The 26,935-nt window shown below is 67.8% G+C and carries 28 protein-coding genes and 1 riboswitch; of the genes, 13 read left to right on the top strand and 15 right to left on the bottom strand.

Annotated features, from left to right (window positions below):
• The first annotated feature begins 15 nt into the window (after positions 1 to 15).
• Genes A5759_RS18920 through A5759_RS18910 form a run of 3 tightly spaced genes read left to right on the top strand, consistent with a single transcriptional unit; the run spans position 16 to position 2,597 of the window.
• A complete protein-coding gene (locus A5759_RS18920) occupies positions 16 to 768 on the top strand; it encodes a DUF4190 domain-containing protein (protein WP_064419981.1) in 753 nt (250 codons plus the stop codon).
• A 43-nt stretch (positions 769 to 811) separates the two neighbouring features.
• Positions 812 to 2,299: an NAD(P)/FAD-dependent oxidoreductase gene (locus tag A5759_RS18915; protein WP_068200331.1), complete on the top strand. Its 1,488-nt coding sequence runs from the start codon at positions 812 to 814 to the stop codon at positions 2,297 to 2,299.
• Between the two features lie 19 nt (positions 2,300 to 2,318).
• Positions 2,319 to 2,597, top strand: a complete 279-nt coding sequence (locus tag A5759_RS18910) for a hypothetical protein (RefSeq protein ID WP_068200329.1) — start codon at positions 2,319 to 2,321, stop codon at positions 2,595 to 2,597.
• Here the strand turns inward: A5759_RS18910 and A5759_RS18905 are convergent.
• Positions 2,564 to 3,805: a TetR/AcrR family transcriptional regulator gene (locus A5759_RS18905; RefSeq protein ID WP_068200326.1), complete on the bottom strand. Its 1,242-nt coding sequence runs from the start codon at positions 3,803 to 3,805 to the stop codon at positions 2,564 to 2,566. The two genes, A5759_RS18910 and A5759_RS18905, sit on opposite strands and share 34 nt — an antisense overlap.
• Before the next feature lie 104 nt (positions 3,806 to 3,909).
• Here A5759_RS18905 and A5759_RS18900 point away from each other — a divergent pair, with 104 nt between their 5' ends.
• Genes A5759_RS18900 through A5759_RS18885 form a run of 4 tightly spaced genes read left to right on the top strand, consistent with a single transcriptional unit; the run spans position 3,910 to position 7,010 of the window.
• Positions 3,910 to 4,134, top strand: a complete 225-nt coding sequence (locus tag A5759_RS18900) for a hypothetical protein (RefSeq protein ID WP_068200324.1) — start codon at positions 3,910 to 3,912, stop codon at positions 4,132 to 4,134.
• 13 nt (positions 4,135 to 4,147) lie between these two features.
• On the top strand, positions 4,148 to 4,489 hold the full coding sequence (locus tag A5759_RS18895; RefSeq protein ID WP_066846238.1) for a hypothetical protein: 342 nt from the start codon (positions 4,148 to 4,150) through the stop codon (positions 4,487 to 4,489).
• Between the two features lie 14 nt (positions 4,490 to 4,503).
• Positions 4,504 to 5,724 carry an APC family permease gene (locus tag A5759_RS18890; RefSeq protein WP_156616967.1) on the top strand — a complete coding sequence of 407 codons (1,221 nt, stop codon included), beginning with the start codon at positions 4,504 to 4,506 and terminating at the stop codon, positions 5,722 to 5,724.
• Positions 5,721 to 7,010: a uracil-xanthine permease family protein gene (locus A5759_RS18885; RefSeq protein WP_068200322.1), complete on the top strand. Its 1,290-nt coding sequence runs from the start codon at positions 5,721 to 5,723 to the stop codon at positions 7,008 to 7,010. Before A5759_RS18890 ends, A5759_RS18885 begins: the two co-directional genes overlap by 4 nt.
• On the opposite strand, the gene A5759_RS18880 is transcribed toward A5759_RS18885, so the two are convergent.
• The 6 genes from A5759_RS18880 to thiO form a co-directional block, all read right to left on the bottom strand.
• Complete coding sequence (locus A5759_RS18880) at positions 6,964 to 8,454, bottom strand: M28 family peptidase (RefSeq protein WP_068200320.1); 1,491 nt, start codon at positions 8,452 to 8,454, stop codon at positions 6,964 to 6,966. The genes A5759_RS18885 and A5759_RS18880 overlap by 47 nt on opposite strands.
• On the bottom strand, positions 8,451 to 9,986 hold the full coding sequence (locus A5759_RS18875; RefSeq protein ID WP_068200317.1) for a M28 family metallopeptidase: 1,536 nt from the start codon (positions 9,984 to 9,986) through the stop codon (positions 8,451 to 8,453). Before A5759_RS18875 ends, A5759_RS18880 begins: the two co-directional genes overlap by 4 nt.
• Before the next feature lie 28 nt (positions 9,987 to 10,014).
• Positions 10,015 to 10,788, bottom strand: coding sequence for an SGNH/GDSL hydrolase family protein (locus tag A5759_RS18870; protein ID WP_068200314.1), 774 nt, complete (start codon positions 10,786 to 10,788; stop codon positions 10,015 to 10,017).
• On the bottom strand, positions 10,785 to 11,576 hold the full coding sequence (locus A5759_RS18865; protein ID WP_068200311.1) for a thiazole synthase: 792 nt from the start codon (positions 11,574 to 11,576) through the stop codon (positions 10,785 to 10,787). The genes A5759_RS18870 and A5759_RS18865 overlap by 4 nt, the downstream gene beginning before the upstream one ends.
• Complete coding sequence (gene thiS, locus A5759_RS18860) at positions 11,569 to 11,766, bottom strand: sulfur carrier protein ThiS (protein ID WP_064399789.1); 198 nt, start codon at positions 11,764 to 11,766, stop codon at positions 11,569 to 11,571. The genes A5759_RS18865 and thiS overlap by 8 nt, the downstream gene beginning before the upstream one ends.
• Positions 11,763 to 12,776, bottom strand: a complete 1,014-nt coding sequence (gene thiO, locus A5759_RS18855) for a glycine oxidase ThiO (protein ID WP_068200309.1) — start codon at positions 12,774 to 12,776, stop codon at positions 11,763 to 11,765. Before thiO ends, thiS begins: the two co-directional genes overlap by 4 nt.
• Positions 12,762 to 12,876: riboswitch (TPP riboswitch) on the bottom strand. (Overlaps the previous gene by 15 nt.)
• Before the next feature lie 51 nt (positions 12,877 to 12,927).
• On the opposite strand from thiO, the gene thiE reads away from it, so the two are divergent.
• Positions 12,928 to 13,599: a thiamine phosphate synthase gene (thiE, locus tag A5759_RS18850; protein WP_068200307.1), complete on the top strand. Its 672-nt coding sequence runs from the start codon at positions 12,928 to 12,930 to the stop codon at positions 13,597 to 13,599.
• On the opposite strand, the gene A5759_RS18845 is transcribed toward thiE, so the two are convergent.
• Complete coding sequence (locus A5759_RS18845) at positions 13,583 to 14,083, bottom strand: NUDIX hydrolase (RefSeq protein WP_068200304.1); 501 nt, start codon at positions 14,081 to 14,083, stop codon at positions 13,583 to 13,585. The two genes, thiE and A5759_RS18845, sit on opposite strands and share 17 nt — an antisense overlap.
• A 112-nt stretch (positions 14,084 to 14,195) precedes the next feature.
• On the opposite strand from A5759_RS18845, the gene glnX reads away from it, so the two are divergent.
• The 3 genes from glnX to A5759_RS18830 are packed head-to-tail and all read left to right on the top strand — an operon-like array spanning position 14,196 to position 18,765.
• Entirely contained in the window at positions 14,196 to 15,515 is a 1,320-nt protein-coding gene (gene glnX, locus A5759_RS18840) for a protein kinase G-activating protein GlnX (RefSeq protein WP_068200629.1), read from the top strand.
• Entirely contained in the window at positions 15,515 to 16,507 is a 993-nt protein-coding gene (locus A5759_RS18835) for a glutamate ABC transporter substrate-binding protein (RefSeq protein ID WP_068200301.1), read from the top strand. Before glnX ends, A5759_RS18835 begins: the two co-directional genes overlap by 1 nt.
• Positions 16,507 to 18,765, top strand: a complete 2,259-nt coding sequence (locus A5759_RS18830) for a serine/threonine-protein kinase PknG (protein WP_068200298.1) — start codon at positions 16,507 to 16,509, stop codon at positions 18,763 to 18,765. Before A5759_RS18835 ends, A5759_RS18830 begins: the two co-directional genes overlap by 1 nt.
• Positions 18,766 to 18,768: 3 nt before the next feature.
• On the opposite strand, the gene A5759_RS18825 is transcribed toward A5759_RS18830, so the two are convergent.
• Positions 18,769 to 19,137 (bottom strand): group 1 truncated hemoglobin, encoded by a 369-nt coding sequence (locus A5759_RS18825; RefSeq protein ID WP_068200295.1) that lies wholly within the window; start codon positions 19,135 to 19,137, stop codon positions 18,769 to 18,771.
• Positions 19,138 to 19,495: 358 nt separating this feature from the next.
• Here A5759_RS18825 and A5759_RS18820 point away from each other — a divergent pair, with 358 nt between their 5' ends.
• Positions 19,496 to 19,942 carry an STAS domain-containing protein gene (locus A5759_RS18820; protein WP_064399794.1) on the top strand — a complete coding sequence of 149 codons (447 nt, stop codon included), beginning with the start codon at positions 19,496 to 19,498 and terminating at the stop codon, positions 19,940 to 19,942.
• On the opposite strand, the gene A5759_RS18815 is transcribed toward A5759_RS18820, so the two are convergent.
• The 4 genes from A5759_RS18815 to fgd form a co-directional block, all read right to left on the bottom strand.
• Positions 19,877 to 21,019 carry an acetate kinase gene (locus A5759_RS18815; protein WP_064399795.1) on the bottom strand — a complete coding sequence of 381 codons (1,143 nt, stop codon included), beginning with the start codon at positions 21,017 to 21,019 and terminating at the stop codon, positions 19,877 to 19,879. The genes A5759_RS18820 and A5759_RS18815 overlap by 66 nt on opposite strands.
• Complete coding sequence (pta, locus tag A5759_RS18810; protein ID WP_231984695.1) at positions 21,019 to 23,094, bottom strand: phosphate acetyltransferase; 2,076 nt, start codon at positions 23,092 to 23,094, stop codon at positions 21,019 to 21,021. Before pta ends, A5759_RS18815 begins: the two co-directional genes overlap by 1 nt.
• A gap of 163 nt (positions 23,095 to 23,257) precedes the next feature.
• Positions 23,258 to 24,229: an endonuclease/exonuclease/phosphatase family protein gene (locus A5759_RS18805; RefSeq protein WP_068200293.1), complete on the bottom strand. Its 972-nt coding sequence runs from the start codon at positions 24,227 to 24,229 to the stop codon at positions 23,258 to 23,260.
• Positions 24,230 to 24,257: 28 nt separating this feature from the next.
• Positions 24,258 to 25,268 (bottom strand): glucose-6-phosphate dehydrogenase (coenzyme-F420), encoded by a 1,011-nt coding sequence (gene fgd / locus A5759_RS18800; protein ID WP_068200291.1) that lies wholly within the window; start codon positions 25,266 to 25,268, stop codon positions 24,258 to 24,260.
• Positions 25,269 to 25,303: 35 nt separating this feature from the next.
• On the opposite strand from fgd, the gene A5759_RS18795 reads away from it, so the two are divergent.
• The gene (locus A5759_RS18795; protein WP_068200289.1) at positions 25,304 to 26,038 is read left to right on the top strand and encodes an MBL fold metallo-hydrolase; all 735 of its coding nucleotides are present in this window, start codon (positions 25,304 to 25,306) and stop codon (positions 26,036 to 26,038) included.
• On the opposite strand, the gene A5759_RS18790 is transcribed toward A5759_RS18795, so the two are convergent.
• Together A5759_RS18790 and A5759_RS18785 are read right to left on the bottom strand one after the other, a co-directional pair.
• Entirely contained in the window at positions 26,035 to 26,334 is a 300-nt protein-coding gene (locus tag A5759_RS18790; protein WP_068200287.1) for a hypothetical protein, read from the bottom strand. The genes A5759_RS18795 and A5759_RS18790 overlap by 4 nt on opposite strands.
• Positions 26,335 to 26,431: 97 nt before the next feature.
• A complete protein-coding gene (locus tag A5759_RS18785; protein ID WP_156616966.1) occupies positions 26,432 to 26,911 on the bottom strand; it encodes a GNAT family N-acetyltransferase in 480 nt (159 codons plus the stop codon).
• Between the last annotated feature and the right edge of the window lie 24 nt (positions 26,912 to 26,935).

Genomic DNA, 26,935 nt, shown 5'->3' with positions numbered 1-26,935 from the left:
CGATACGGTTGCCGCGTGACAACCCCGCCGGGCCCTCCCCCGCCGTACGGACCGCCGCCGTACGGACCACCGCCGTCTCATGGCGGGCAGCCATCCAATCCGTACCCGCCGTCCGGACCTGTGCACCCTCCGCCGCCTCCCCCAGCGAACTACCCGCCACCGCCGCCGCCCCCGTACGCGCAGCAGGGGTCCTATTACGCGCCACCCCAACAGCGCCCCACGAACTGGTGGGCCATCGTCTCGTTGGTCTTCGGCCTGCTGGGCGGCGTTCTCATCAGCGTCGTATGCGGCATCGTCGGTTTGAAGAAGGCCAGGGAGGGTCAGGGCGGCCGCGGTTTGGCGATCGCGGGCCTGGTGCTGTCGGCGCTGTGGGTGGCCGTTGCCGTGGTGGCGTTACTGGTGTACTTCCTCATCGGCAGCGGCACGGTGACCGCGACCGATGTCAAGCAAGGCGACTGCCTGGCCGAGATACCCGCCAATACCCGCGTGCTGACGGTGAAGACGGTCGGGTGTGACGAGACCCACGCCGGTGAGGTCTTCGCCGTCCTTCAGATGCCCGACGGCGACTTCCCCGGCCAGGCGGCGATCGACGCCTATGCCGAGAAATGCAGCCCCGAACTGGCTGCTTACGCACCGGACGCGATGACGGACAGTTCCGTTCAGCTGTATGTGCTCTATCCCACGGCCGAAACCTGGGAGCAGGGTGACCGGGCCGTGACCTGCATTGCGACGCTCGATCCGCCGAGGACCGGCTCGCTAAAGGGCTGACGCCTCCCCGATACTGCCTGGTCGCTGCGGTACCGTTTTTCCTATGACTTCGGAACTACTCGACGCCGTCATCGTGGGCGCAGGTTTCGGGGGGATCGGCGCGGCCATCCAGCTCAAGCGGATGGGATATCAGGACTTCGTCGTCCTCGATCGCGAGGACGACCTAGGGGGCACCTGGCACGTCAACCGCTACCCCGGGTTGGCCGTCGATGTGCCGACGACCACGTACTCGTATTACTTCGAGCCCAACCCGAACTGGTCACGGCTGTACTCCACCGGCGACGAGATCAAGCAGTACGCGGCCCACGTCGCCGACAAGTACGACGTACGTCGGCACATGCGGTTCAACACGCTCGTCGAAGGTGCCTGTTGGGACGAGGAAGCCGAGGTGTGGCGGGTCACGCTGGCCGGTGGTGACACGCTGTCGGCGCGCTTCCTGATCACGGCCACCGGGTTCCTGTCGCAGCCGCACACACCCGACATCCCGGGGATCACGAGCTTCGCGGGCAAGATCATGCACACCACCGCGTGGGACCACACATACGACCTCGAGGGCCGCCGGGCAGCGATCATCGGCACCGGCGCGACCGCGGTGCAGCTGATTCCGGAGTTGGCGAAGAAGGCGGCTGACCTGACCGTCTACCAGCGAACGCCGGTCTGGGTGGTACCCAGGCTCGACTTCGCGATCCCCGGCGCCCTCAAGCGACTGTTCGCCCGGATCCCATTGACGCAGCGCGCGCTTCGGGCTGTGACCGACGCGATCTACGAGTTCTTTCTCTTCGTCGGGCTGCGCCACCGACAGCTCCTGTTTCGCCGCCTCAACATCGCGGCATCCGACGTGGCCAAGATGCACCGGTTCTTCTCCGTGCGCGATCGCGAACTCCGCAAGAAGTTGACCCCGGATTACGACTTCGGCTGCAAACGCCCGACGTTCTCCAACAGCTACAACCGTGCGTTCACGAAACCCAATGTGCACCTTCAAGATTCGGGGATCGAACGCATCGAACCCGACTGCGTCGTCGCCGCCGACGGAACGAAGACCCAGATCGACACGCTCATACTGGCGACGGGCTTCGACCTGTGGGAGGCGAACTTCCCGGCCATCGAGATCATCGGACGCAAAGGGCGCAACCTGGGCAAGTGGTGGCGCGACACGAGGTTTCAGGCCTATCAGGGCGTCACGGTGCCCTATTTCCCCAACTATCTGAGTATGGCGAGCCCTTACGCCTTCCTCGGGTTGAACTTCTTCAACACGATGGAATACCAGATGCGCCACATGGATCGGCTGTTCGGCGAGATGAAGCGCCGGGGCGCGACGACGTTCGAAATCACCGAGGAAGCCAACGCTCGGTACCTGGACCGGATGACCAAGCTCATGGGCAACTCGGTGTTCATGGCCGGCAACTGCGCGGGTTCACGTTCGTACTATTTCGACCCGAACGGCGAAGCCACACTGCTGCAGCCGGTATCGACCCGCAGAGCCATCAGAGAGGCGTCACAGTATCCTCTGAGCGACTATCGGATTGCGTGAGCAGAGAGGAACACCGACTGTGTCACTTCAGGAATCGAGCAGCGGTTCGCGTGCGGCCACGTTGGCCGGCCTGGGCCTGGCCGGGGTCGGGCTCAGCCACTTCGTCAAACCGGAGCTGTTCGAATCGGTGACGGTGCAGGCGTTCCCGCGCAACACCCGCCAGTTCATTTATGTCAACGGCGGTATCGAGACGGCGTTGGGACTTGGGTTGGCCGCCCGCAAGACCCGCAAAGTCGCGGCCCTCGGAACGCTCGGCTACCTCGCCTACTTGGCGGGCAACGTCGCGCGTAACCGGTAGCGACCCAACAGCGTAACGTCCAGCAGCCGCTGCAGAACCGCCCGGTTCTGCGGCGAGTTCGCGTACCGCATCAGCCGGCCCAGGTCGATCACCAACGCCATGGCCGCGTGCACGGCGAATCGGGCCTGGCTCGGCGTCCACTCCGGGCGCACGGCGACCACCAACTCGACCACCGATTCCACGGTGGTGCGCTGCATGTTTCGCAGGATCTTCTGATCCGTCGGCGACATGTGCAGCCGCTCGGTGTAGTAGACGTAGTCGAGTTCGGGATGTGCGAACGACCTGGCCACGTAGGCGTCGATGACCGCGGTGAGGGCGTCCTCGGGGTCGGCGTTGGCAGCGGTGATCGCGGTCAGCTCGTCGGAGAGCCGGTCGGCCGCCCGTCGGAACACAGCGGCCAGGATGTCGCTCTTGCCCGCGAAGTACCGGTAGATCCCCGACGCGGGCATGCCGACGGCCGCGGCGATGTCCTCCATGCCCGTGTCGCGGTATCCCTTGATGTTGAACAAGCGCATGGATTCGTTGAGCAGCGCTTCATATCGCGACGGCTCGACGGCGGTGGGAACGGGTGCCACCGGCTGCTCGGCGACGTCGTCGCCGTGGGGCAACTCGGTGGCGGCCAGCGCTGTCGCGAGATCGGACAGCAGCGCCCGCACCTGGCCGGCGGGCAGCTTCGCCCGGTGGTCGACGATGCTGCCGGTGACCGACAGGACCGCGATGGACAACGTCCAGCGCTGATGGGAGGTCAGATCCGGACGCATGGCACAGATGGGGCGTTGGATGCGGCGGTTGACGGTACGCATCTGCGCGATCAGCGACGCTTGGTCGTCGCCGCGCAGATACCGCCCCTCCCAGCGGTACAGCCCGCCCGACTCCCGGTTAGCCATTGCGGTCTCGATGAGCGCCGCGGCCACCCGGCGCAGTTCTGCTTCGGGGTGCTCGAGATCGGCCTCGTCGATGAACGCGGTGGCATCCACCAGCTGCTGGCCCAGACTGAGCACGGCGTCGCGGAACAGGTCGTACTTGCTCGCGTAGTGCCGGTAGAGGGCGGCCGCCGAGATTCCCACCCGCGATGCGATCGACTCCATGCTCACGCCGTAGAAGCCCAGGGTGCTGAACGCCTCGGCGGATGCCCGGGCGATCTGGGCTTTTCGGTCTTTCGGCCGGCGCCGGACCGCGTCACCGCTCGCCGGCCGAGTGCGCGACATGGCAGACACGATATCGGACCGAGCCCCGCCACACCGGTCCAGTACTGCTGTCGGTATCGCTCCGAACTTGCCAGACCACACGGAATGGCGATTAACATAATGGTGTGTTCGGCGGGCTCCGCAAGCTTCTGGGCTTTCAGGTCACGATCGGTGAGCTGATCGTGGTGGCGCTCGTCCTCGGCACGCCGTACCTGCTGGTCGGCGTGTTCTGGTCGACCACCCACACCGACCACCTGCACGGCATGACCGGCGCCGACCTGGTCGTTTCGTATCTGGGGTCGATCGCCTCATGGCCGGTGCTGCTGTTCGCTGACGTGTGTATGACATGAACGGGGGAACACAGTGTCCGACCACCACCACCGTCTCGCATGGACCGGGATCATCGCCGCCGTCGTGCTGGGCGCCGCCCTGCTGGCGCTGAACTTTCCGGTCTTCCTGGACAGCTACGACCAGTACGGCTGGCAGGTCAAATGTGGAACCGGGTACCTCAGCGACCTGTCCCAGGCGGCCGCGGCCGGCGGCGACACGAACTACGTCGAGCAGTGTGAGTCGGCGCTGCTGATGCGACGGCTGTGGACGGTGCCGCTGGCGCTGCTCGGCGGTGCCGGGCTGCTCGTGGCGCTTGTCGCCTCCGCGACGACCTCCGCCCGCGAGTCGTTGCATCCGCACCACAACAACGCCTGATCTAGCATTCCGGCGTGAGCACGCCGGCCGGTCCTGCGCTGCCCCGCCGGCTCGGCACCTTCGACGCGGTCGTCATCGGGCTGGGTTCGATGCTGGGCGCGGGCATCTTCGTCGCCGTCGGGCCCGCCGCCGCGGCGGCCGGTTCGGGCCTGCTGATCGGGCTGGCGGTCGCCGCCGTCGTCGCCTACTGCAACGCCACCTCGTCGGCCCGGCTGGCCGCGCGGTACCCCGAGTCCGGCGGCACCTACGTCTACGGGCGTGAGCGGCTCGGCCGGTTCTGGGGTTACACCGCGGGGTGGAGTTTCATCGTCGGCAAGACCGCGTCGTGCGCGGCGATGGCGCTCACCGTCGGCTACTACGTGTGGCCCGAGGCGGCCCGTGGCGTCGCGGTCGGGGCGGTCGCCGCACTGACCGCACTGAACTACGCGGGCATCCGTAAGTCGGCGCTGCTGACGCGCGTCATCGTCGCCCTGGTTCTGGCGGTGCTGGGCACCGTGGTGGTCACCATCCTCGGTTTCGGGGAGGTCGAGTTGGCCCGCCTGTCGCCCGGCGCCGAGGTCTCCGTCGCCGGCGTGCTGCAGGCCGCAGGACTGTTGTTCTTCGCGTTCGCGGGCTATGCACGGATCGCGACGCTGGGCGAAGAGGTCCGCGACCCCGCCCGCACCATCCCGCGCGCGATACCGCTCGCTCTGGCCATCACGCTCGCGGTGTACACTCTCGTCGCTGCCGCTGTCGTCGCTGAATTAGGAAGCGCGGCAACAGCTTCGGCAGCCGCACCGCTCGCCGACGCGGTGACCTCGGCCGGCTTCCCGGCACTGGAGCCTGTCGTGCGGGTCGGCGCCGCGGTGGCCGCCCTCGGGTCACTGCTGGCGCTCATCCTCGGGGTGTCGCGCACGACGCTGGCGATGGCGCGCGACCGCCACCTGCCGCACACGCTGTCGCGCGTGCACCCGAGATTCGGCAGCCCACACCGCGCCGAGGTCGTCGTCGGCGTCGTTGTGGCCGCACTCGCCGCCACCGTGGACCTCCGCACCGCGATCGGCTTCTCGTCATTCACCGTCCTCGTCTACTACGCGATCGCCAACGCCTCGGCCTGGACCCTCGGCCGCCGAACGGTGCCGGCGGTCGGGCTGGCGGGCTGTGTGGTCCTGGCGTTGCTGCTTCCGGGAACGTCGGTCCTGGCCGGCGCTTGCGTGGTGCTCGCGGGCGCGCTGGCTTACCGTCTTAGACCGTGATCGAGCTGAGCTGGAAGCGCGTCGACGCCGACCCCGGCGATGACTTCGTCGTGGCACCCGACGAACGGCTCGGCTGGGGCCGGACGATCGGACTCGGCGCCCAGCACGTCGTGGCCATGTTCGGCGCCACCTTCCTGGTCCCCGTCCTCACCGGCTTCCCACCGGCGACGACGCTGTTGTTCTCGGGCGTCGGGACGGTGCTGTTCCTGCTCATCACCGGCAACCGACTGCCCAGCTACCTGGGTTCGAGCTTCTCGGTGATCGCACCGGTCACCGCGGCGGTCGCCTCGCACGGAACGGGGAGCGCCCTCGGCGGACTCGTGGCGGTCGGTCTCGCACTGGTGGCGATCGGCGGCCTGGTCCATCTGGTCGGCACGCACTGGCTCGACGTCACACTTCCCCCGGTGGTCACCGGCGCGATCGTCGCGCTGATCGGCTTCAACCTGGCGCCCTCGGCCAAAGCCAACTTCGAACAGGGTCCGGTGGTCGGGCTCGTCACCCTGGTGCTCCTGGTGGCGACGCTGGCGTTCTTCCGCGGCATCATCGGCCGGCTGGCCATCTTCCTGGCCGGCTTTGGGGGATACCTGCTCGCGCTGGTGCTCGGTGAGATCGACACCGCACCGATCGCCGCCGCCCCGTGGCTCGGGCTGCCGGAGTTCCAGGCGCCGACGTTCACCGTCGCGGTGTTGCCGATGTTTCTGCCCGCGGTGATCGCCTTGGTCGCCGAGAACATCGGGCACGTGAAATCGGTCGGCCAGATGACCGCCACCGATGTCGACCCGGTGATGGGCCGGGCACTGGCCGCCGACGGTGTGGCCACCACGCTGGCCGGTTTCGGTGGCGGCTCTGCGACCACCACATACGCCGAGAACATCGGCGTGATGGCGGCGACGCGGGTGTATTCCACTGCGGCGTACTGGGTTGCGGGCGCCGTGGCGATCCTGCTCTCGCTGTGCCCGAAGATCGGCGCGGCGATCTCGGCGATACCCGCCGGCGTGCTCGGTGGGGCGACCGTGGTGCTCTACGGCCTCGTCGGAGTGCTGGGAGTCCGGATCTGGTTGACCAACCGGGTCGACTTCTCCCGGCCGGTCAATCAGATGACCGCGGCCATCCCGCTGATCATCGGCATCGCCGACTTCACCTGGCACGCAGGCACCTTGACCTTCACCGGAATCGCGCTGGGTTCGATAGCGGCCCTGGCGGTCTATCACGGCATGCGGCTGTTGGGATTCCGGCAGGCTAGCGAGCGGCCCGCTGTCGTTGGTCCCGGGGCGGAACACCGTTGACGCCGTCGACCGACCTCGCGTAGGTCGCCACGGCATAGGTGACCGCAGGCCCCAGGACCGACAGCGCGTCGCGGTTGACGTTCTCGACGGTGTCGCGCTTGGTGCGGTAGTTCGGGTCGAAGGGGACACCTGCCCGCCCGCCCCAAAGCCGAGCCTGTATCTCGCTCTTACGTTGTGACGAACCGGCAGTCAGGCCGCCGACCGGCACGCCGGCAGCGAGAAACGGGTAGTAGTCGGTGAATTCGCTCAGCGGCATGTCCGCGGGCCGCACGCCCGCCGTGTTGAGATAGCCGGCCAGCATCCGCTCGATACCGGCCGAACCCGCGGGCACCGACCGCGCGGGGATGGCCGGGTTGGGGGTCGCGGACTGGTCACCGTCGTAGGTGAAGTAGCCGGCATTCGGTGAACCGAGCATGTCGAAGCCCAGATACAGTGCGATGTCTCCGAGTTCGTCGGGCGAGAGCCCTTGCACATACCTGGTCGGTCCGGCCAGCCCGTTCTCCTCAGACGCCCAGAACACGAAGCGGACGGCGTTGGTGACCGGTGGCTGCGGACCCAGTGCCGCAGCAGCTTCCAGCAGCGCCGCGATACCCGTTCCATCGTCGTTCACTCCGGGGCTGGCTGCCGAGCTGTCCAGGTGCGCACCCGCGAGCACGACGTTACGGGTGTCCCCGGTCTTGGTCTGCGCCACGAGGTTTCGGGTCTTCTTCATGACCGGCTTACGGTCGAGCACGAGGCGTACCGGCGCCGAGGTTCGCCGCAGGGCGGCGTCGGCTTCGCGGCCGATGACCCCGACGGGAACGGTCAGGTCCTGGTAGTAGCCGGGCGTGAACAGGCCCGCCGGGCTCCCGCCGCCGCCGGGCGAGCTGACGACGAGCAGGCCGACGGCGCCCTCCGACACGGCCGCGTTCTGTTTGGCGACCACCGAGCAGCCCGTGTCGTCGACGATGGCGATCGCGCCCCGCACCGAGGTGCCGTCGTAGTCGGCGGTCCGGCAACCGGCGGCCTTCGCCGGGCGAAGGGTCACGGCGTTCAGCCCGCCGCGCGGCGTGGTGATCAGCAAGGAGGCCTGGTCGACCGGATATTCGCGCCCGCTCACCCGCATCGACGGATTGCCGCCCACACTGCGGTCGAGCAGCTCGAACTCAGGGGTCTGGACGTCGAATCCCTTGTCGCGCAGGAACTGTGCGACGTAGTCGACGGTGGCGTCGTATCCGGGTTTGCCGTTGGCGCGGTTACCGCCGTTGGTGTCGGCGATCTGCTGCAGTTTCTGCAGGTGGGTGAACATCGCGTCGGCGGTGACCTTGTCCGCTATCTCCTGTGGCGACGGCGGCGCCGGCTCCGGCGATGAGCACGAGGTCATGGCGGCGACGACCCCAATGACGACTCCGATCACGACTCCCGCCACGCCGACCAAACGGAGGGAGGCCGCCCATCTTTTCATGATGCGAGCGGGTGACGGACGCGCAGATCGCGCGTGGGGATTCCGTTCGGCCCGCCCTGGTCCTGGGCGTAGATACCGACGGCGTAGGACACGCCCGCCCCGTGAATACCGAGTGCGGTGCGGTCGATGTGCTGCAGGGTGTCCGATTCCTTGTGGTAGTTGGGGTCGAACGGCTGACCCGCCTCACCGCCCCACCGCTCGGCTTGCTCGGGCGTCATCTTGGCCTCGGCGCCCGAGAAGGTGCCACCGGCCGGGATGCCGGCCAGGGTGAACGCGTCGTAGTCGGAGCGACCGTCGAAGCTGGTGTCCTCGGCTGGTTTTCCGGCCGCGTCGAGGTAGTCCACCAGCGTGCGTTCCACGCCCGCGGCCCCTTCCGGCACCCGGGCGATCGCGCCCTCCTCGTCGGGCGGCAGGGACTGATTCCCGTCATAGGTGAAGTAGCCGGGGTTCGGAGAGCCCACCATGTCGAAGTTCAGATAGAGCGAGATGTCCTTGAGGGCATCGACATCCAGCGACTCCAGATAGTTGTTCGATCCGAACAACCCGACCTCCTCCGCACCCCAGAAACCGAACCGTACCGCGTTCTGAACGTCGGGGGAACCGCCCAACTGCACTGCGGACTCGAGCACGGCCGCCACACCGGACGCGTTGTCGTTGATGCCCGGCCCCTCCGGGACGCTGTCCAGATGCGCACCGGCCATCACGACGTTTGCGGTGTCGCCCGTTCGGGTCTGGGCGATGACGTTGCGGGTCCGCTCCTTGCGCACACCCGCATTCAGCTTGAGGGTGACGTCTCCCGGTTCGGCCCGTAGCCGATCGCCCTCCGCCTTGGTGATGCTGACGACCGGGATGGTCGCCTCCGTGTCCTCGCCGAGGGTGCCGCCCATCTCATCGTTGTCCTCGCTGTTGGCGACGAGCAGAGCCACCGCGCCGCGTTCGGCGGCGGCCTCCTCCTTCTCGGCGAACTGACACTTGCCACGGTCGACGAGCACGACGGCGCCCTCGACGGGCAAGCCGTCGTAGTCGGAGACCGTGCAGCCCGGGGAGTCCTCGACGCGGGCGAGCACAAGCGGGCCCGACACCCCGCCCGGCGGTGTGCCGATCGTGAAGTTCAACGGTCTGGCCTTGACCGCGTCGCCGCCGACGGTCAGCGCGGGTTCGTCGGCGAACGGCAGCCGCACCTCGAACTCCGGCGTCTGGACCTCAAACCCCTTGTCACGCAGGATGTCAGCCACGTAATCCACGCTGGCGTCGTAACCCGGTGTGCCCAGTGCACGATTACCTTCGTTGTCGTCGGCGATCTCCTGCAACCGGACCAGATGCTGGTACATCGCATCGGCGGAGGTGCGCTGGGCGAGCGACCTGGCGAACTCGACGGCGGCCTGCGACACCCCCGCCTGGGTGGTGGGCGGCTGCACCACCGGTTGGGGCTCCTCGTCACGGCCGCAGCCCCCGAGTGCGACGACGCCGGCTGAGATAAGGGCGATCGTCTTCGTTGTCTTCGACAGCTTGGAAACCTTCGTGTGGCTCATTGCCCACTACGTTAGCGTCGCCCGGGCGCTAACCCGTCAGCTGCGCGACGATGAGGTCGGCCACGGCGCGCATGCCCGCCGCATTGGGGTGCAGGGGTGCGGGCCTTCCCGGTCTCACCAAGTCGGTCAGCCCGAACCGGGTCGTCCACGGTTCGGCCGACCACGCATGATGCGCGGCGCTGCGCTCGGCGGCCTGCACGAGACCGCAGCCGGTGGCTGCGGCCGCCTCCGCGGTCAGCCGCGCCAGCGTGTCGGCGACGTGGCGTCCGGTCGCCACGTCGGTGTCGGACAACGGTGGTGCGGGCAAGCCCGGCGGCGGTAGCAGCGTGAGGTAGTCGACGAACAGCACCGTCGCGCGAGGTGAGCGGGCACGCACCGTCCGGCCGACCTCCTCGAGCGCCACAGCGACCTGCGTGAGCGCGTCATCGCGCGCCCGCGGATCCAGTTGCCCGCGCAGCACCGTCCCCAGCAGCGGGAGCTTGCGGGCAAAGCGTGGCAGGCCCGCCGCGAACAGCATCGGCACATAGCCTACGTCGTTGCCGCCGATGGTCACCGTCACCAGCTCTTCGGATCCGGTCAGAGCCGAAATCTGCGGCGGCGCACCGTGTTGCGGATCCGACAGGACGTTCGCGGTGGTCGCGCCGGAGTACGTCACGTCGACGAGGTCGAGACCCAGCGTCGCGGCTACCAGATGCGGATAGTTGCGCGCTGACCGGCCCGCGGCCCAGGGCGCACCATCGGCGCGAGGCCGGATCCCGGGACCCGCCGCCATCGAACTACCCAGTGCGACATACCGACTCATCGAGCCGGGCTGGACGCCTGCGCCCAGAACCGCTTCGGAATGCGGCCGGCCTTACGAGCCAGACGGCCCGCTGTGACCGCAGCCGCCATCGCCGCTGCCATGGTCGGGGGGTCGGCGGCGCGTGTCACGGCAGTGGCCAAAAGCACGGCGTCACACCCCAACTCCATCGCCATCGCGGCGTCACTCGCGGTGCCGATGCCCGCATCGAGCACCACCGGCACCGAAGCGGCGTCGACGATCATCTCGATGTTGTGCGGGTTGGCGATTCCCAGTCCCGTTCCGATCGGCGATCCCAGCGGCATCACCGCCGCGCACCCGATGTCCTCGAGCCGTCGCGCGAGCACCGGATCGTCGTTGGTGTACGGCAGGACCGTGAAACCGTCATCGACCAATTGTTCGGCCGCCCTTACCAGTTCGACGGCATCGGGCAGCAGCGTGCGCTCGTCGGCGATGACTTCCAGCTTCACCCAGTCGGTGTGCAACGCCTCGCGGGCGAGTTGCGCCGTCATCACCGCCTCGGCCGCGCCCCGGCAGCCCGCGGTGTTCGGCAAGGGCGTGATACCCAGCCGGTTGAGCAGCTCGAGCACGCCGGTGCCGCCGTCGGCGTCGACGCGCCGCATCGCCACCGTCGTGAGCTCGGTGCCCGATGCGACAAGCGCTTCTTCGAGCACGGCGAGATTGGCCGCGCCTCCGGTGCCGAGGATGAGCCGCGAGCCGAACTCGCGGCCGGCGATGGTCAACTTCGTGACCGATGCTCCGCTCGCGCGAAGGGTGTCGGGCCTAGCCACCCTGCACCGCCGTCACCACCTCCACGCGAGCACCGTCCGACAGCGCGGTGTCCCAGTCCGATTTCGGCAGCACCGACCAGTCCACCGCGACGGCGATGCCCTTCTCCGGAAAGCCGAGACGCGCCAGCAGCGCGGCGACCGTCGTCGAGGCGTCCACTTCCACCGCTTCGTCGTTGACCAGTACCTTCATTTGATTGCTCCAATCGTGACATCGAGTTCGGCCGCGATCCGTTCGGCCGTCCATGGGGCGAGAAGAAATCCGTTGCGCCCGTGGCCCGCCGCGACCAGTGTGCGCTCGTCGAGGCGTTCGACGAGCGGTAATCCATCCGGCGTCATCGGCCGCAGACCCGCAGCGCATTCGGCGAGTTCGTATTCGCCCAGCGAGGGCATCACCGCGCAGGCGTCATCGAGCAGTTCCCGCACCCCCGTCACCGCGGGCGCGGTGTCGCGGCCGTGCTCGTACTGCGTAGCGCCGACGACGACCCCGTCGGCCCGTGGTACCAGGTATACCTGCCTGCCGTGCACCCTGGCCCGAATGACCCGCTGGGGCACCGGCATGCACCCGCGGCGCCACCGCAATCGCAACACCTCACCCTTGACCGGCCGGATCGGCAGGCCGGGCCACAGCGTCGGGGCGTCGATACCGTTCGCGATCACCACGGCGTCGGCCTGCACCTCGGTGAGGTCGGAGACGGGGGGCGCCCACTGCACGCCGAGCCCTTCGCACAGCACGGCCAACGCTCGCACCAGCAGCCGATTGTCAACGGCCAGTTCGGTTTCAGCCCGGAATCCGTGCCGGATGCCCTGGGCCAGAAGCGGTTCTATGTCGCGCGCCGACGTCGTCGCCGTTACCGGATGCCCTTGAGCCGCAAGCCACTCGCCCACCGTCTTGAGGTCGCTCGCGTCGGCGCGGTCGACGGCGACCACCATTGATTCGCGGGCGGTGACCACCTCGTCGGGCAGCCCGTCGAGGAAGCCGCCGTGCCACAGGTGCAGCGACTCCAGGCCGAGCTGCAACAGCTTCTCCTCGCCGGGCCAGCCCTCGCTGTGGGGTGCGAGCATGCCGCCTGCGACCCACGACGCACCGCGATCGTCGGTGCGGTGCACCCGCACGTCCCAGCCGTCGCTGCGGGCGCGCCGGGCGACGGCCAGCCCGATGACGCCGCCGCCGATCACGGCCAGGCTTGCGTTGGTCAACATCCCTCCCTTCGCCGGCATGACCCGGATCAGGTGCGACGGTAAAGGCAGGTTCGAATGCCCACTCTCAGTCCCCGCTCCCGGGACTCCCGCGTTCGTCAACCCACAGTACCCGCTGGTTAGGCCCCCAACGACGAGCCGCTAGCGTCGCGGTGTGCACGAACCTCGAGAACGCCTGGCCAGCGCGTCGCTGTACCTGTGCACTGACGCCCGGCGCGAGCGCGGTGACCTCGCGGAGTTCGCCGACGCCGCCCTCGCCGGCGGGGTCGACCTCATCCAACTGCGCGACAAGGGTTCGCCCGGCGAACAGCGGTTGGGCCCCTTGGAGGCGCGTCAGGAACTCGAGGCGCTCGAGGTGCTCGCCGACGCGGCCCGCCGCCACGGCGCGCTGCTGGCCGTCAACGACCGCGCCGACATCGCGCTGGCCGCCGGCGCCGACGTGCTTCATCTGGGCCAGGACGACCTTCCGCTGGCGGTGGCGCGCGGCATCGTCGGTGAGGCGCCGGTGATCGGGCGCTCCACCCACGACGCGGATCAGGTCGCGGCGGCGGTCGAGGAGGCCGTCGACTATTTCTGCGTCGGCCCGTGCTGGCCCACCCCGACCAAGCCGGGCCGCCCGGCGCCCGGCCTGGATCTGGTCCGGCACACCGCCGAATTGAACAGCGACAAGCCGTGGTTCGCGATCGGCGGAATCGACACCGACCGGTTACCGCAGGTGCTGGCGGCCGGCGCGCGGCGCGTCGTCGTGGTGCGGGCGATCACCGCGGCCGAGGACCCGCGGGCCGCGGCCGCAGAGTTGAAGGCCGCGCTCAGAGGTGCCGGTTGACCAGGAGAGGGATCGAGGCGAACTCGTCGCGCAACCGCTGCCAGCTGGCGGCGAAGCCAGGGTGCAGGGGCAGCTTCGCGACGTCGTCGACGGCCACCCAACGCAACTCGGCGCTCTCCCGGTTCGGCACGGTGTGCAGCATCTCCTGGGCGTCGGCGATGACCGTGCTGTAGCTCCAGCTGACCCCGTCGCCCGCGACGATCTTGGTCTCCACCACCTTGCGCACGGTCAACTGCTCGGCGGGCAGCCCCGCTTCCTCGTGGGCCTCCCGGATGGCCGCCTGCTCCGGGGTCTCGTGGCTGTCGCGCGCCCCGCCCGGTAGACCCCAGGTGTCGCCCTGATGGCTCCAGGCCGCCCGGTGTTGGAGCAGCACCACCGGCGCGCCGTCGCGCCCGGGGGCCCGCAGCAACAGGCCGGCCGCGCCGTACCTGCCCCAGTAGGCCTGGCCTTGGGAAACCACCCATCCGTCACCGTCGCCACGCACGCCTCAACAATAGGGCCGCCCTGCCTGCCGGAAACTCTTAGACTTCTTTCATAGAGTGGGACCGGTCGAAAACGACGAGCTGGAAAGCGATGCTGATGAGGTCCGCGCGCACGTGACTGTGGAGTTGGCGCACCCGTCGACGGAGCCGCTCGCGTCGCGGTCGCCGTCGACGCCCGCACAACAACGCTGGTGGTTCCTGTGGACCACGCCCGGCCGCATCCTGACCATCGGGGTCGTGCTGTCCGCGCTCGTCATCGCCAGCGCGTTCGCCACCTCGACGACGATCAACGACCGGCAGCAGGCGCTGATGACCGTGCTCAACCACACCGAGCCGCTCTCCTTCGCCGCCGGGCAGCTCTACACCACGCTTTCGGTGGCCGACGCCGCGGCGGCCACCGCCTTCATCGCCGGAGCGGAACCGCGCGACGTCCGGCAACGGTACGAACAGGCGATCACGGACGCGTCGGTGGCCGTGACTCGGGCGTCGAGCGGGCTCACCGACGAGGATCTGGTGCAGTTGCTCGGCCGCATCAACGCCGAGTTGTCGGTATACACGGGCTTGGTCGAGACCGCCCGCACCAACAACCGTTCGGGCAACCCGGTGGGTTCGTCGTACCTGTCGGAAGCGTCGGCGTTGATGCAGACGCAGATCCTGCCCGGGGCCCAACGGCTTTACGAGGAGACCTCACAGCGAGTGGACGCCGAGACCAGCGCGTCCACCCGCATCCCCGGCCCGGTCATCCTGGTGGTCCTGGCGACCCTGCTGTTCGGGGTGTTCGCCAACCGTTGGCTGGCCAGGCGCACGCGCAGGCGGATCAACATCGGCTTCGTCGCGGGCGGTCTCGCGGTTCTGACCATGCTGATCTGGGTGGGCACGGCCCTGGTCATCTCGACCTCGGACAGTCGCAGCGCCAAGGACACGGCCGCCGAGTCGTTGAAGACGGTGACCAACCTGGCCATCACCGCGCAGCAGGCCCGCGCCGACGAGACACTGTCGTTGATCCGGCGCGGCGACGAGACGGTGCGCAAACAGTCGTACTACCAGCGCATCGACATGATGCAGCAGCAGCTTGCCGATTACCTGGCCCGCGAGGACGCCATCGACAAGACCGACCTCGGCGAGGCCGAGCAGCTGCTGAAGCGCTGGCGCGCCGCCGACGATCGGATCAACGCCTACATCAGCGTCGGCAACTATCAGGCCGCCACGCAGGTGGCGCTGGGCACCGGGGCAGACGACTCGACGCCGGCGTTCAACAAGCTCGACGAGGCGTTGAGCCAGGGCATCGAAGAGAGCCGTAAGCAACTCCGCGACGACATCATCAACGCACACCGGGTGCTGTCGGGTGCGACCGTCGGCGCCGCTGTGCTCAGCGTCGTCGCGGCGGTCGCGGTGGCGCTGGGGTTGTGGCCGAGGCTGAGTGAGTACCGGTGATGAGCGCTTGCGCGAAGAACAGACAGCCGGTGACCAAATTCTTCGGCATCCTCGTCGCCGCCGCGCTGGTGCTCACCGGGTGCGGGCAGGCGACGTCGGTGATCCCCACACCGGCTGTGACGCTTCCACCACCCACGCCGGCAGGTATGGAGGAGTTGCCGCCGCAACCGGTGCAGCCGCCCGGCGACGACACCGAGGACTGTGAGCGCACGGCGAGCCTTCGCCCGTTCACCAACCGGGCCGAGGCCGACAGGGCCGTCGCGAACATCCGAGCGCGCGGGCGGCTGATCGTCGGGCTGGACATCGGCAGCAACCTGTTCTCGTTCCGGGACCCGATCACCGGGCAGATCACCGGGTTCGACGTCGACATCGCCGGTGAGATCGCCCGCGACATATTCGGAACCCCGTCGCAGGTGGAGTACCGCATCCTGTCGTCGGCGGACCGCATCGCGGCGTTGCAGAACAATCAGGTCGACGTCGTCGTCAAGACCATGACCATCACGTGCGAACGCAAGAAGCTGATCGGGTTCTCGACGACGTATCTGACCGCCAATCAACGCATCCTGGCGCCGCGCGACTCGACGATCCGGCAGGCGTCGGACCTTTCGGGACGCCGTGTCTGCGTCGCGAAGGGCACGACATCGCTCGAGCGGATCCGCCAGATCACGCCGCCGCCGATCATCGTCGGGGTGGTCGCGTGGGCCGACTGCCTGGTGGCGGTGCAGCAGCGGCAGGTCGACGCCGTCAGCACCGACGACTCGATCCTCGCCGGTCTGGTGTCACAGGATCCGTACCTGCACATCGTCGGACCGAGCCTCAACGAGGAGCCCTACGGCATCGGGGTCAACCGGCAGAACACCGGCCTGGTCCGGTACGTCAACGGCACGCTGGAGCGGATCCGCCGCGACGGCACCTGGAACACGTTGTACCGCAAATGGTTGACGGTGCTCGGGCCGGCGCCGGCTCCTCCGGTCGCGAGGTATTCCGACTGATGGCCGAGACCCAGCTGGACGATTACGACGACGAGGGCCCGGGCACCCAGCCGGCGAGCTTCGACGACATGGGCATGGATTCGGCCTCGACCATCCGCCCGATGGCGACCGAGGCGGTGTTCCGGCCCCACCTCGACGACGACGACGAGTCGGTGGGCACCGGGGACACCGAGCCGCAGGAGCAGACCACCACTACGACGCGAGCCTTGTCGCGGACGCGCCGCCTGGGCGGTGGGCTGGTCGAGATCCCGCGGGTGCGGGCCAAGGACCCGCTCGAAGCGCTGATGACCAACCCGGTGGTTGCGGAGAACAAGCGGTTCTGTTGGAACTGCGGGCGCCCCGTCGGCCGTTCCAGCGATGGCAAGCCCGCCCGGTCGGAAGGTTGGTGCCCGCACTGTGGGAGTCCGTATTCGTTTCTGCCACAACTGAATCCGGGTGACATGGTCGCCGACCAGTACGAGATCAAGGGCTGTATCGCGCACGGCGGCCTTGGCTGGGTCTATCTGGCTTTCGACCACAACGTCAACGAACGGCCGGTCGTGCTCAAGGGTCTGGTGCATTCCGGTGACGCCGAGGCGCAGAAGATCGCGATGGCCGAGCGCCAGTTCCTGGCCGAGGTCACCCATCCCGGGATCGTGAAGATCTACAACTTCGTCGAGCATGCCGACCAGCACGGCAACCCCGTCGGTTACATCGTGATGGAGTACGTCGGCGGCACGTCGCTCAAACAGGCCAAGGGTGAGAAGCTGCCGGTGGCCCAGGCCATCGGGTACATGCTCGAAATCCTGCCTGCGCTTGGTTATCTGCACTCGCTCGGCCTGACCTACAACGACCTCAAGCCCGAGAACATCATGATCACCGAGGAACAGCTCAAGCTGATCGACCTCGGTGCGGTGTCGACCATCAACTCCTTCGGCTATCTCTACGGAACCCCGGGATACCAGGCTCCCGAGATCGTGCGGACGGGGCCGACGGTGGCCACCGACATCTACACCGTCGGGCGCACGCTCGCGGCGCTGACGCTGAATCTGCGCACCCGCAGGGGCCGCTACGTCCACGGGTTGCCCGAGGACGATCCGGTCCTGGCCGAGTACGACTCGTTCGGCCGGGCGCTGCGCCGGGCGATCGACCCGGACCCTCGGCGGCGGTTCGGCAGCGCCGACGAGATGTCCGGACAGCTGCTCGGCGTGCTGCGCGAAGTCGTGGCGAAGGACACCGGGTCCCCCAAACCCGGTCTGTCCACGGTGTTTTCGCCCACGCGGTCCACGTTCGGCATCGATCTTCTGGTCGCCCACACCGACGTCTACCTCGACGGGCAGGTGCACTCCGAACGGCTGACCGCCCAGGAGATCGTCAGGGCTCTCCCCGTACCCCTGGTCGACCCGACCGACGTCGGTGCGCCTGTGCTGTCGGCCAGCGTGGTGAGCCAGCCCGTACAGACCCTCGACCAGCTGCGCGCGGCCAGGCACGGGGCGCTGGACTCCGAAGGCATCGACCTGTCGGACTCGGTCGAACTGCCGCTGATGGAAGTGCGCGCGCTGCTCGACCTCGGCGACGTGGCCAAGGCCACGCGCAAGCTCGACGACCTCACCGAGCGGGTGGGCTGGCCATGGCGGCTCGTCTGGTTCAAGGCCGTGTCCGAGCTGCTGACCGCCGGTTACGACTCGGCGACAAAGCATTTCACCGAGGTGCTCGACACCATGCCGGGCGAGCTGGCACCCAAACTGGCCTTGGCCGCCACCGCCGAGTTGGCGGGCACCCCCGACGCGGGCAAGTTCTACAACACGGTGTGGTCCACTGACAACGGGGTGATCTCGGCGGGGTTCGGCCTGGCCCGCGCGCAGTCGGCCGCCGGTGAGCGCGACGCCGCGGTGAAGACCCTCGACAAGGTGCCCGCGATGTCCCGGCACTTCACGACGGCGCGGTTGACCAGTGCGGTCACTTTGCTGTCCGGTCGGTCGTCGAGTGAGATCACCGAACAACAGATCCGCGACGCCGCACGGCGCGTCGAGGCGCTGCCGGACACCGAGCCGCGAGTGTTGCAGATCCGTGCGCTGGTGCTGGGCACCGCGATGGACTGGCTGGCCGACAACACCGCCAGCACCAATCACATCCTCGGGTTCCCGTTCACCGAGCACGGATTGCAGTTGGGGGTGGAGGCCTCACTACGCGCCCTCGCGCGGGTGGCGCCGACCCAGGCGCACCGCTACGCGCTTGTGGATCTGGCCAACAGCGTCCGTCCGACCAGCACGTTCTGACGGTCAGGCGACGCTGGCGTGGCCGCCGATCTCGTCGCTTAGCGGGGCGATGGCTTCGAGAATCTGACCGGCCGTCTCCGCAGGCACCCCCGCAGCGGCCAGGCTCGCGGCCAGATGCCCCGCGACGAGGTTGAAATGGTGGACGGTGATTCCGCGGCCCTGGTGAACCTGGCGCATCGGCGCGCCGGTGTAGGGCTCGGGCCCGCCCAGCGCGGCGGCGAAGAACTCGACCTGTCGCCCCTTGAGCCGCGCCATGTTTGTTCCGGTGAAGAAACCGGCCAGCTGGTCATCGGCCAGCACGCGGATGTAGAAGTCCTCGACGACGCCTTCGAGGACCTCGTGGCCGCCGATCTGCTCGTAGATACTCGGCATGTGTGCTCCTTCGTCGCACCGGATGGGCACATTCCAGCCGACGGCGGTTGCATGCGGATTTCGACGCGTTGCCAGCGGGGCAAATTCCATCTCACCACCGTGACCCCGGCGGGAGTGAGAACTACGGATTCAGTCGCGCTTACAGCAAATCGCGAAGCGCGAGGCGCCGACGTTACGGGGTTTGCCCATGTCGTAACACTCAATGGTCATGCCGCGGATTTCGTAGTAATCTGCATCACAGGTTGAGGTCACAGCCGAAATGCAGAGGTCATTGGAGACCAACTCTCGGCTGAGCATCTGCCAGCCATTGCTGACGGCCTCTGCGGCTTCAATTGCATCTCGACAACAGGAGTGCACCGTGTCCGCTGTAGGAACCTGCCGGGTGTTCCGTCCCGACCCTCGGTCCTTCGATCAGTGCGAACACCACCATCGCGCCAGCTTCACCGCGTCCCACCGGCATGGTTCGACGGTCCTCGTGACGGTCGAAGGGGAGATCGATGCGACCAACAGCCGGGCACTGGCCACCTACGTCGAAGGTCAGGTCGCGGGCACTCGGCGTCTGGTGATCGATCTGCGGCTCGTCGACTTCTTCGGCACCGCCGGCTTCGCCGCGCTGCACTACATCAACGTGATCTGCTCGCGGAACGGCATCGACTGGCAGGTGCGCTGTGGCAGGCAGGTCCGTCGGCTGCTGGCCATCTGCGACTCCGCCCAGGAACTCCCGCTCGAGAAGCCGCGCTCAGTGCTCGATGAGGTTCGTGCAAGCGCGGGCGATCGCCAGCTCCTCATCAGTGGGAACAACTAGCACCGTCGTCGGAGACCGGTCGGCCGATATCCGCCGGGCCTTCTTGTCGGGGCCGGTGTTCAGCACCTCGTCGAGTTCTATGCCCAACGGCGCCATGCCACTCAACGCGTCACGCCGCACCGCCGCGTCGTTCTCCCCCACTCCGGCAGTGAAGGTGATGACGTCCGCGCCGCCCAGCAGCGCAAGATAGGCACCGATGTACTTGCGCAGTCGGTGGATGTAGACGTCGTACGCCAGTTGCGCCGAAGCGTCTCCGGATTCGATGCGCTGATGCAGCATCCGGAAGTCGACCTCGCCGCCGAGCCCACGCACCCCGGAGCGACGGTTGAGCATCTCCTCGATGTCCTCGACTGTCATCTTCGCCGTGCGCCACAGATAGAACATCAGACCGGGATCGATGTCGCCGGAACGGGTTCCCATCACCAGCCCCTCCATCGGCGTCAGCCCCATCGAGGTGTCCACCGGTCTTCCCCCGACGATGGCGGAGGCCGATGCGCCGTTGCCCAGGTGCAGCACGATCTGGCGCACCGAATCCAGCGGGACGCCCAGGAAAGCCGCGGCCTGCTCGCTGACGTACTGATGCGAGGTGCCGTGGAAGCCGTAACGACGGATGTGCCACTGCTCGGCGATGTCGCGGTCTATCGCGTACGTCGCCGCGGCGGCCGGCAGGTCGTGGAAGAAGGCGGTGTCGAACACTGCGACATGCGGTAGATCGGGCAGCGCCTTGCGCGCCTCCTTGATCCCCAGCAGCGCGGGCGGATTGTGCAGCGGGGCAAGAGGAGACAGCTCGTCGATCCTGGCGACCAGGGCGTCGTCGACCAGCGTCGGCTCGTACAGATCCGGGCCGCCGTGGACCACACGGTGCCCGACGGCGACGAGATCGAGGGCGTCGGGGCCCCGGCCCGCCTCGGCCATCTGGCCGAACGCAGTCTGCAGCGCCTCGGCGTGGTCGCGTACCTCCCCCTCCCCGATGCGCTCGACGATGCCGTCGACCACCATCGTCTCCGAATCCGGTTCGATGACGGCGTATTTGAGCGACGACGACCCCGAGTTGAGAACCAGAACGCTGCGAGCCATCAGAGCGTCTGCGCCTGGATCGCGGTGATCGCCACGGTGTTGACGATGTCCTCCACCAACGCCCCGCGTGAGAGGTCGTTGACCGGCTTCTTCAGACCTTGCAGCACCGGTCCGATCGCGATGGCGCCTGCGCTGCGCTGGACCGCCTTGTACGTGTTGTTCCCGGTGTTGAGGTCGGGGAAGATCAGGACTGTCGCCCGGCCGGCCACCTTCGAGTCGGGCATCTTGGACTTGGCCACGGAGGCGTCGACGGCGGCGTCGTATTGAATGGGACCGTCGACCAGCAGGTCCGGCTCCCGCTGGATGACCAATTCGGTTGCTTCTCGCACCTTTTCGACGTCCGCGCCGGATCCGCTGGTGCCTGTCGAATATGACAGCATCGCGACTCGTGGCTCGATGTCGAAGCTGGCCGCCGTGCGCGCCGACGAGATCGCGATGTCGGCCAGCTGTTCGGCGGTCGGATCCGGCACGATCGCGCAGTCCCCGTACGCCAGCACTCGATCGGCGAGGCACATCAGGAAGATGCTGGAGACCGTCGACACGTCGGGCAGCGTCCTGATGATCTCGAAGGCCGGCCGCACCGTATGGGCGGTGGTGTGCCGAGCACCGGAGACCATGCCGTCGACGATCTCGTTGTGCACCAGCATGGTGCCGAAATAGGAGACGTCATGGATGATTTCGCGCGCCTGCTCCACCGTGACCCCCTTGTGCTTGCGCATCTCGGCATACTGCTCGGCGAACTTGTCGCACAGGTCGCTGGTCTGCGGGTCGAGAACGACGGCGTCAGAGAGATCGATACCCAATTCCGCTGCGCGCGCCCGTATCTGAGATTCTTCGCCCAGGATTGTCAGCTCGGCGACGCCGCGGTGCAGCAGTCGACCGGCCGCGGTCAGGATGCGGTCGTCGTCGCCCTCCGGCAACACGATGTGCTTACGGTCCGACCGCGCCCACTCCAACAGCTTGTAGGTGAACATCTGGGGGGTGACCACCTGCGGAATCGGGATGGCCAACTGGTCCAGCATGTCCGCGATGTCGACGTGGGTTTCCATCAACGCGATGGCAGTGTCGATCTTGCGCATGGAGGTCGCCGTCACCCTGCCGCGGGCGGAGGCCACCCGACTTGCCGTCTCGAACGTCCGGAATTCGGTGGCGATGATCGGCAGCCGTAGCCCCAGCCCCGACACGAGGGCAGAGATCGAGGGATGTAGTTGCAGCCCGCCATTGAGGATGATGCAGGACAACGACGGGAAGCCTTCGGCGGCATGGGCACTGGCGAGCGCGAGCACGACGTCGGATCGGTCGCCGGCCGCGATCACGGCCACGCCCTCACTGAGCCGCTCCAGGACGCGTTCGGCCGTCATCCCGGCGACCATCAGATCCATCGCCTCACGCGAAAGCAGCGCCGGATCGCCACTGATCAATTCGCCCTCGACGGCCTGCTGCAGTTCGGCGACCGACGCGGCGACCAGCAGCGGCTCCTCCGGCAGCGCGTAACACTTGGGCTCGAAGTCCTTCAACGCGTCGAGCACCGCGGTCAGTTGCGCGGGGTCACAGCGGTTGGCGACGACTGCTGCGGTGTGCGCATGCTGGGCGGCGATCTCGTCGAGGCAGATATCGACTATGTTCGCGACGTCCTCGGGACGCCGATCCTTGGCCTTGACCGCCAGCACGACCGGAGCGCCGAGGTTGGCCGCGATGCGTGCGTTGGTCGACAACTCGCTGGGCGTGGCGACGTCGGTGTAGTCGCTGCCGACGATCAGGACCGCGTCGCACTGGTCGGCCACCCGGTGGTAGCGGTCGACGATCTCGGCCAGTGCGCCGTCGGGGTCGTCGTGCAGTTGCTCGTAGCCGACGCCCACGCAATCGTCGTAGGCCAGAGCCGCCGTGGTGTGGTCCAACAGCATTTCGAGGATGTAGTCACTGTCCTCACCGAGCCGGGTGATCGGGCGGAAGACACCGACCTTGGCCACCGTGGCGGTCAACCGGTGCAGGATGCCGAGCGCGATCGTGGATTTACCGGTGTCGCCTTCCGGGGATGCGACGTAGACGGCGTAAGCGGGGTCGCGCGAAGACACGGATGTCAGCCTAGGACAACTACGAACCTTCAACACGTGGGACATCTGGCTTGCTTCGGATAGCCCGCAGCTGTTCGTGATCACCAGCGCGACCGGTGATGACGGGTTCCCGATCCATCGCACGTCGGGACGCCGACCGCCCCGGCTCCGTGAGACGCAACTTTCAGCTCGCGGTCGGGTCCGCGGGAATGTTGACGACGGCCGCGAGTCCGCGGTGGTCGGACCCCGGCACTTCAACGGTGTACGCCGATGAGGCCGCGCAATTGCGCAGCAGCACATGGTCGATCCCGACCACCGGCGGCAGCCACGGCCTGCTCGGGTAGCTGCGGGCCAGGCCCGCGCCGGCTTGTTCGGCCGCGTCCCGGTACCCCGCGTCCAACAGCAGCCGGAAGGGACTCATGTCGTAGGTCGCGTTGAGGTCGCCGGCCACGACAACGGCGCCGGAGCCGGCGCTATGGGCCAACGCCCGCAACGTCTCGGGAAATCGCGCGATGTCGTCGGTGAACCAGCGCAGCGGCTGAACCCAAGGAGCGGCCAGATGAACCGCGAGCGCGGTGACGTCGAATCTCACCCCGGGAACCCGGATCTGAGTGCGCAGCATCGGCATCTGATAGCCGTCGACGGTGCCCGACGCCACGATCGGATGACGACTCCACACCCCGATCCCATGAGCCATCGGGCGCGGGTCGATCACCCGGTGGCCGAAGATCGTGTCGAGCCCGGCACCCGACATGGCCTCTGCCACTTGCGGAGTCATCTCCTGTACGACGAGGACGTCGGCCGTCGATGACGCCAACTCCACCACCGCCCGCGCGTCCGCGCCGCCCATTCCGAGGTTTGCAGTGAGCACCCGTAACGCGACCGCGGGGACACCGGTCTTCTCGGGCCCGAGATAACGAGGGGCGAGCACCGCGAGCATCACCACGCACAGGGTCGCGGCCAGGATCGTCGCCGCCCAGCGCCGCGCCACCGCGAACAGCGCCATCGACGCGACACCCGCTGTGGTCAGGTAGGGCGATGCAGCGGCCAACACCAGCACCATCTCGTTGTCGACCGGCAGATAGCGCGACGCCAGCCCCGCGAACGCCAACGCGAATGCAAGCACGCCGAGAACCGTCGCCGGCACTCGAATCATGGTGTGTGATTACGGTTTCTCGTGAGACCTAGCCGAGACGGCGCAGACGCGGCTCGAGGTCGCGCTGGAACAGTTCGAGGAACCGGCGCTGATCGTGGCCCGGGGCGTGGAACACCAGGTGGTTGAGCCCCCAGTCGACGTAGTCCTTCACCTTCTCGACGGCCTCGTCCGGGTCCGACGCAACGATCCAGCGCTTGGCGACCTGCTCGATGGGCAACTCGTCGGCGGCCTTCTCCATCTCGATCGGGTCGTCGATGGAGTGCTTCTGCTCCGCGGTCAGCGACAGCGGCGCCCAGAACCGGGTGTTCTCCAGCGCCAGCTCCGGATCGGTGTCGTAGGAGATCTTGATCTCGATCATCCGGTCGATCTCGTCGGCGTTGCGGCCTGCGGCCTCCGCACCCTCCTTCACGGCAGGGATCAGCTTGTCCTTGTACAGTTCCGCCCCCTTTCCGCTGGTGCAGATGAACCCGTCACCCGCGCGGCCGGCGTACTTGGCCACCACCGGCCCGCCGGCGGCGATGTACACCGGGATTCCGCCCTCGGGCACGTCGTAGATGGAGGCGCCCTTCGTGTGGTAGTACTCGCCGCCGAAGTCGACCCGATCGCCCAGCCACAGCTCGCGCATCAGCTTGACCGACTCCCGCAGCCGCGCGAAGCGCTCCTTGAACTCCGGCCAGTCGCCCTCGTACCCGGTGGCGATCTCGTTGAGCGCCTCACCGGTGCCCACTCCGAGAAAGATCCGGTTCGGGTACAGACACCCCATCGTCGCGAACGCCTGCGCGATCACCGCGGGGTTGTATCGGAACGTCGGCGTCAACACCGACGTCCCGAGGATGAGGTTCTTGGTCCGCTCACCGACCGCCGTCATCCACGCCAGCGAGAACGGCGCATGGCCGCCCTCATGGCGCCACGGCTGGAAGTGGTCACTGACCGTCGCGCTGTCCATCCCGTGCTCTTCGGCCGCCACGGCCAGCTCGACCAGTTCCCGCGGCGCGAACTGTTCCGCCGACGCCTTGTATCCGAGTTTGAGTTCAGCCACGGGTTCGTTTCTACTCCCTTGCATAGACTCGCGGCATGGCAGCAGGCTTGAGCGCCATCACCGACACCGTCCATTTCGCCTACACGGACCTCGTCAACTGGACGCTCGTGACCGACGAGACGGGCGTGATGCTGATCGACACCGGCTTCCCCGGCAACCGCGACGACGTTCTGCAGTCGCTGCGTGAGCTCGGCTTCGGCGTCGACGATCTGCGCGCAATCCTGTTGACCCACGCGCACATTGACCATTTCGGCTCCGCGATCTGGTTCGCGAAGACACACGGCACCCCGGTCTATTGCCACGCGGCCGAGGTCGGTCACGCCAAACGGGAGTACCTCGAACAGGCCTCCCCGGTCGACATCGCCAAGCACATCTGGCGCCCCCGCTATCTCACGTGGTCGGTGGCGATCACCCGCAAGGGCGGCATGCTGCGCGACGGCATTTCCACCGCGCAGGCCCTGACCGAGGACGTTGCGGCGAAGCTTCCGGGCACGCCGATAGCGATCCCGACGCCCGGACACACCGGTGGGCACTGCTCGTTTCTCGTCGACGGCGTCCTGGTGAGCGGCGACGCGCTGGTCACCGGGCACCCGCTCTCGACGCGCGGCGGCCCGCAGCTTCTGCCCGGATTGTTCAACCACGACCAGGACGGTTGCGTGCGTAGCCTGTCCGCCCTCGGTCTGCTCGACACCGAGGTGCTGCTGCCCGGGCACGGCCCGGTGTGGCGCGGGTCGATTCGCGACGCGGCCGAAGCGGCGGCTCGCGCTTAGACCAGTTTCTGGTACCCGAGCAGGAACACCGCGGTCAGGCACAGCCCGCAGGCGATCACGATGGTCGGCATCAGGATCATGGCGTCGAGTTCGTCGTCATCGAGCACATCGCTCTCGAACCGTCCGAACAGCAGGCGGGCCAGGCCCGTCCGGCGGAAGGTGTGCACCATGATCCGGACGGCCCTCGTCTCGCGGCGACGCCCGATGAACACCCGCGACGCCACTCCGAACAGGAACGTCAGCAGACCGCCCAGCACCAGCAGCCAGCCGATCATCGTTTGCGACAACGCCACCATCACCCCCGGCGCCGCGGAAGTCCGTTCCGGGCCGGCACCGCAGCCCAGCCTATAGGCCGCTTTGCAGACCTGACCGGTCTCAGAGCGGGCGGCCGGCTCATCGCAGCGCCTTCGCGAACGCCACCGGGAACACATCGCCCTCGGCGGGCAGCGGCTCCAGCCGCTGGTACCCGGCGGAGGCATACAGCGCCTCCGCTTCGGGTTGGCGGTCACCGGTGGTCAGGTAGACCCGCCGATAACCGCGCCTGACGATTCGGGCCTCGAGTTCGCCGAGCAACGCCTTCGCCAGGCCCTGTCGACGGTGTCGGCTGTCGGTCCAGATCCGCTTCAGTTCGGCGGTGGTGTGGTCGAACCGGCAGAAGGCACCGCCGGTGACGGGCCGGTCGCCGAGCAGCCCGACCACCAGGTCTCCGTCGGGTGGGGCGAACGCGTCGGCCGGATGTCCCCGCAGCCACCTGCTCACAGCGTCCTCAGGCGAGCCGTAGCGCTGCGAGTACTCGACCGCCAACTCGGCCAGCAACGGCTCAGCCAAGGGGTCGTCCTGGCGAACGGCGACGAACGTGAGCTGGGTCGACACGGGTTTCACCTCACTGTCCAACGC

The sequence above is a fragment of the Mycobacterium sp. 852014-52144_SCH5372336 genome, from assembly GCF_001665615.1.
Lineage (GTDB): Bacteria > Actinomycetota > Actinomycetes > Mycobacteriales > Mycobacteriaceae > Mycobacterium > Mycobacterium neumannii_A.
This window is presented reverse-complemented; position numbering and strand designations above follow the sequence as displayed.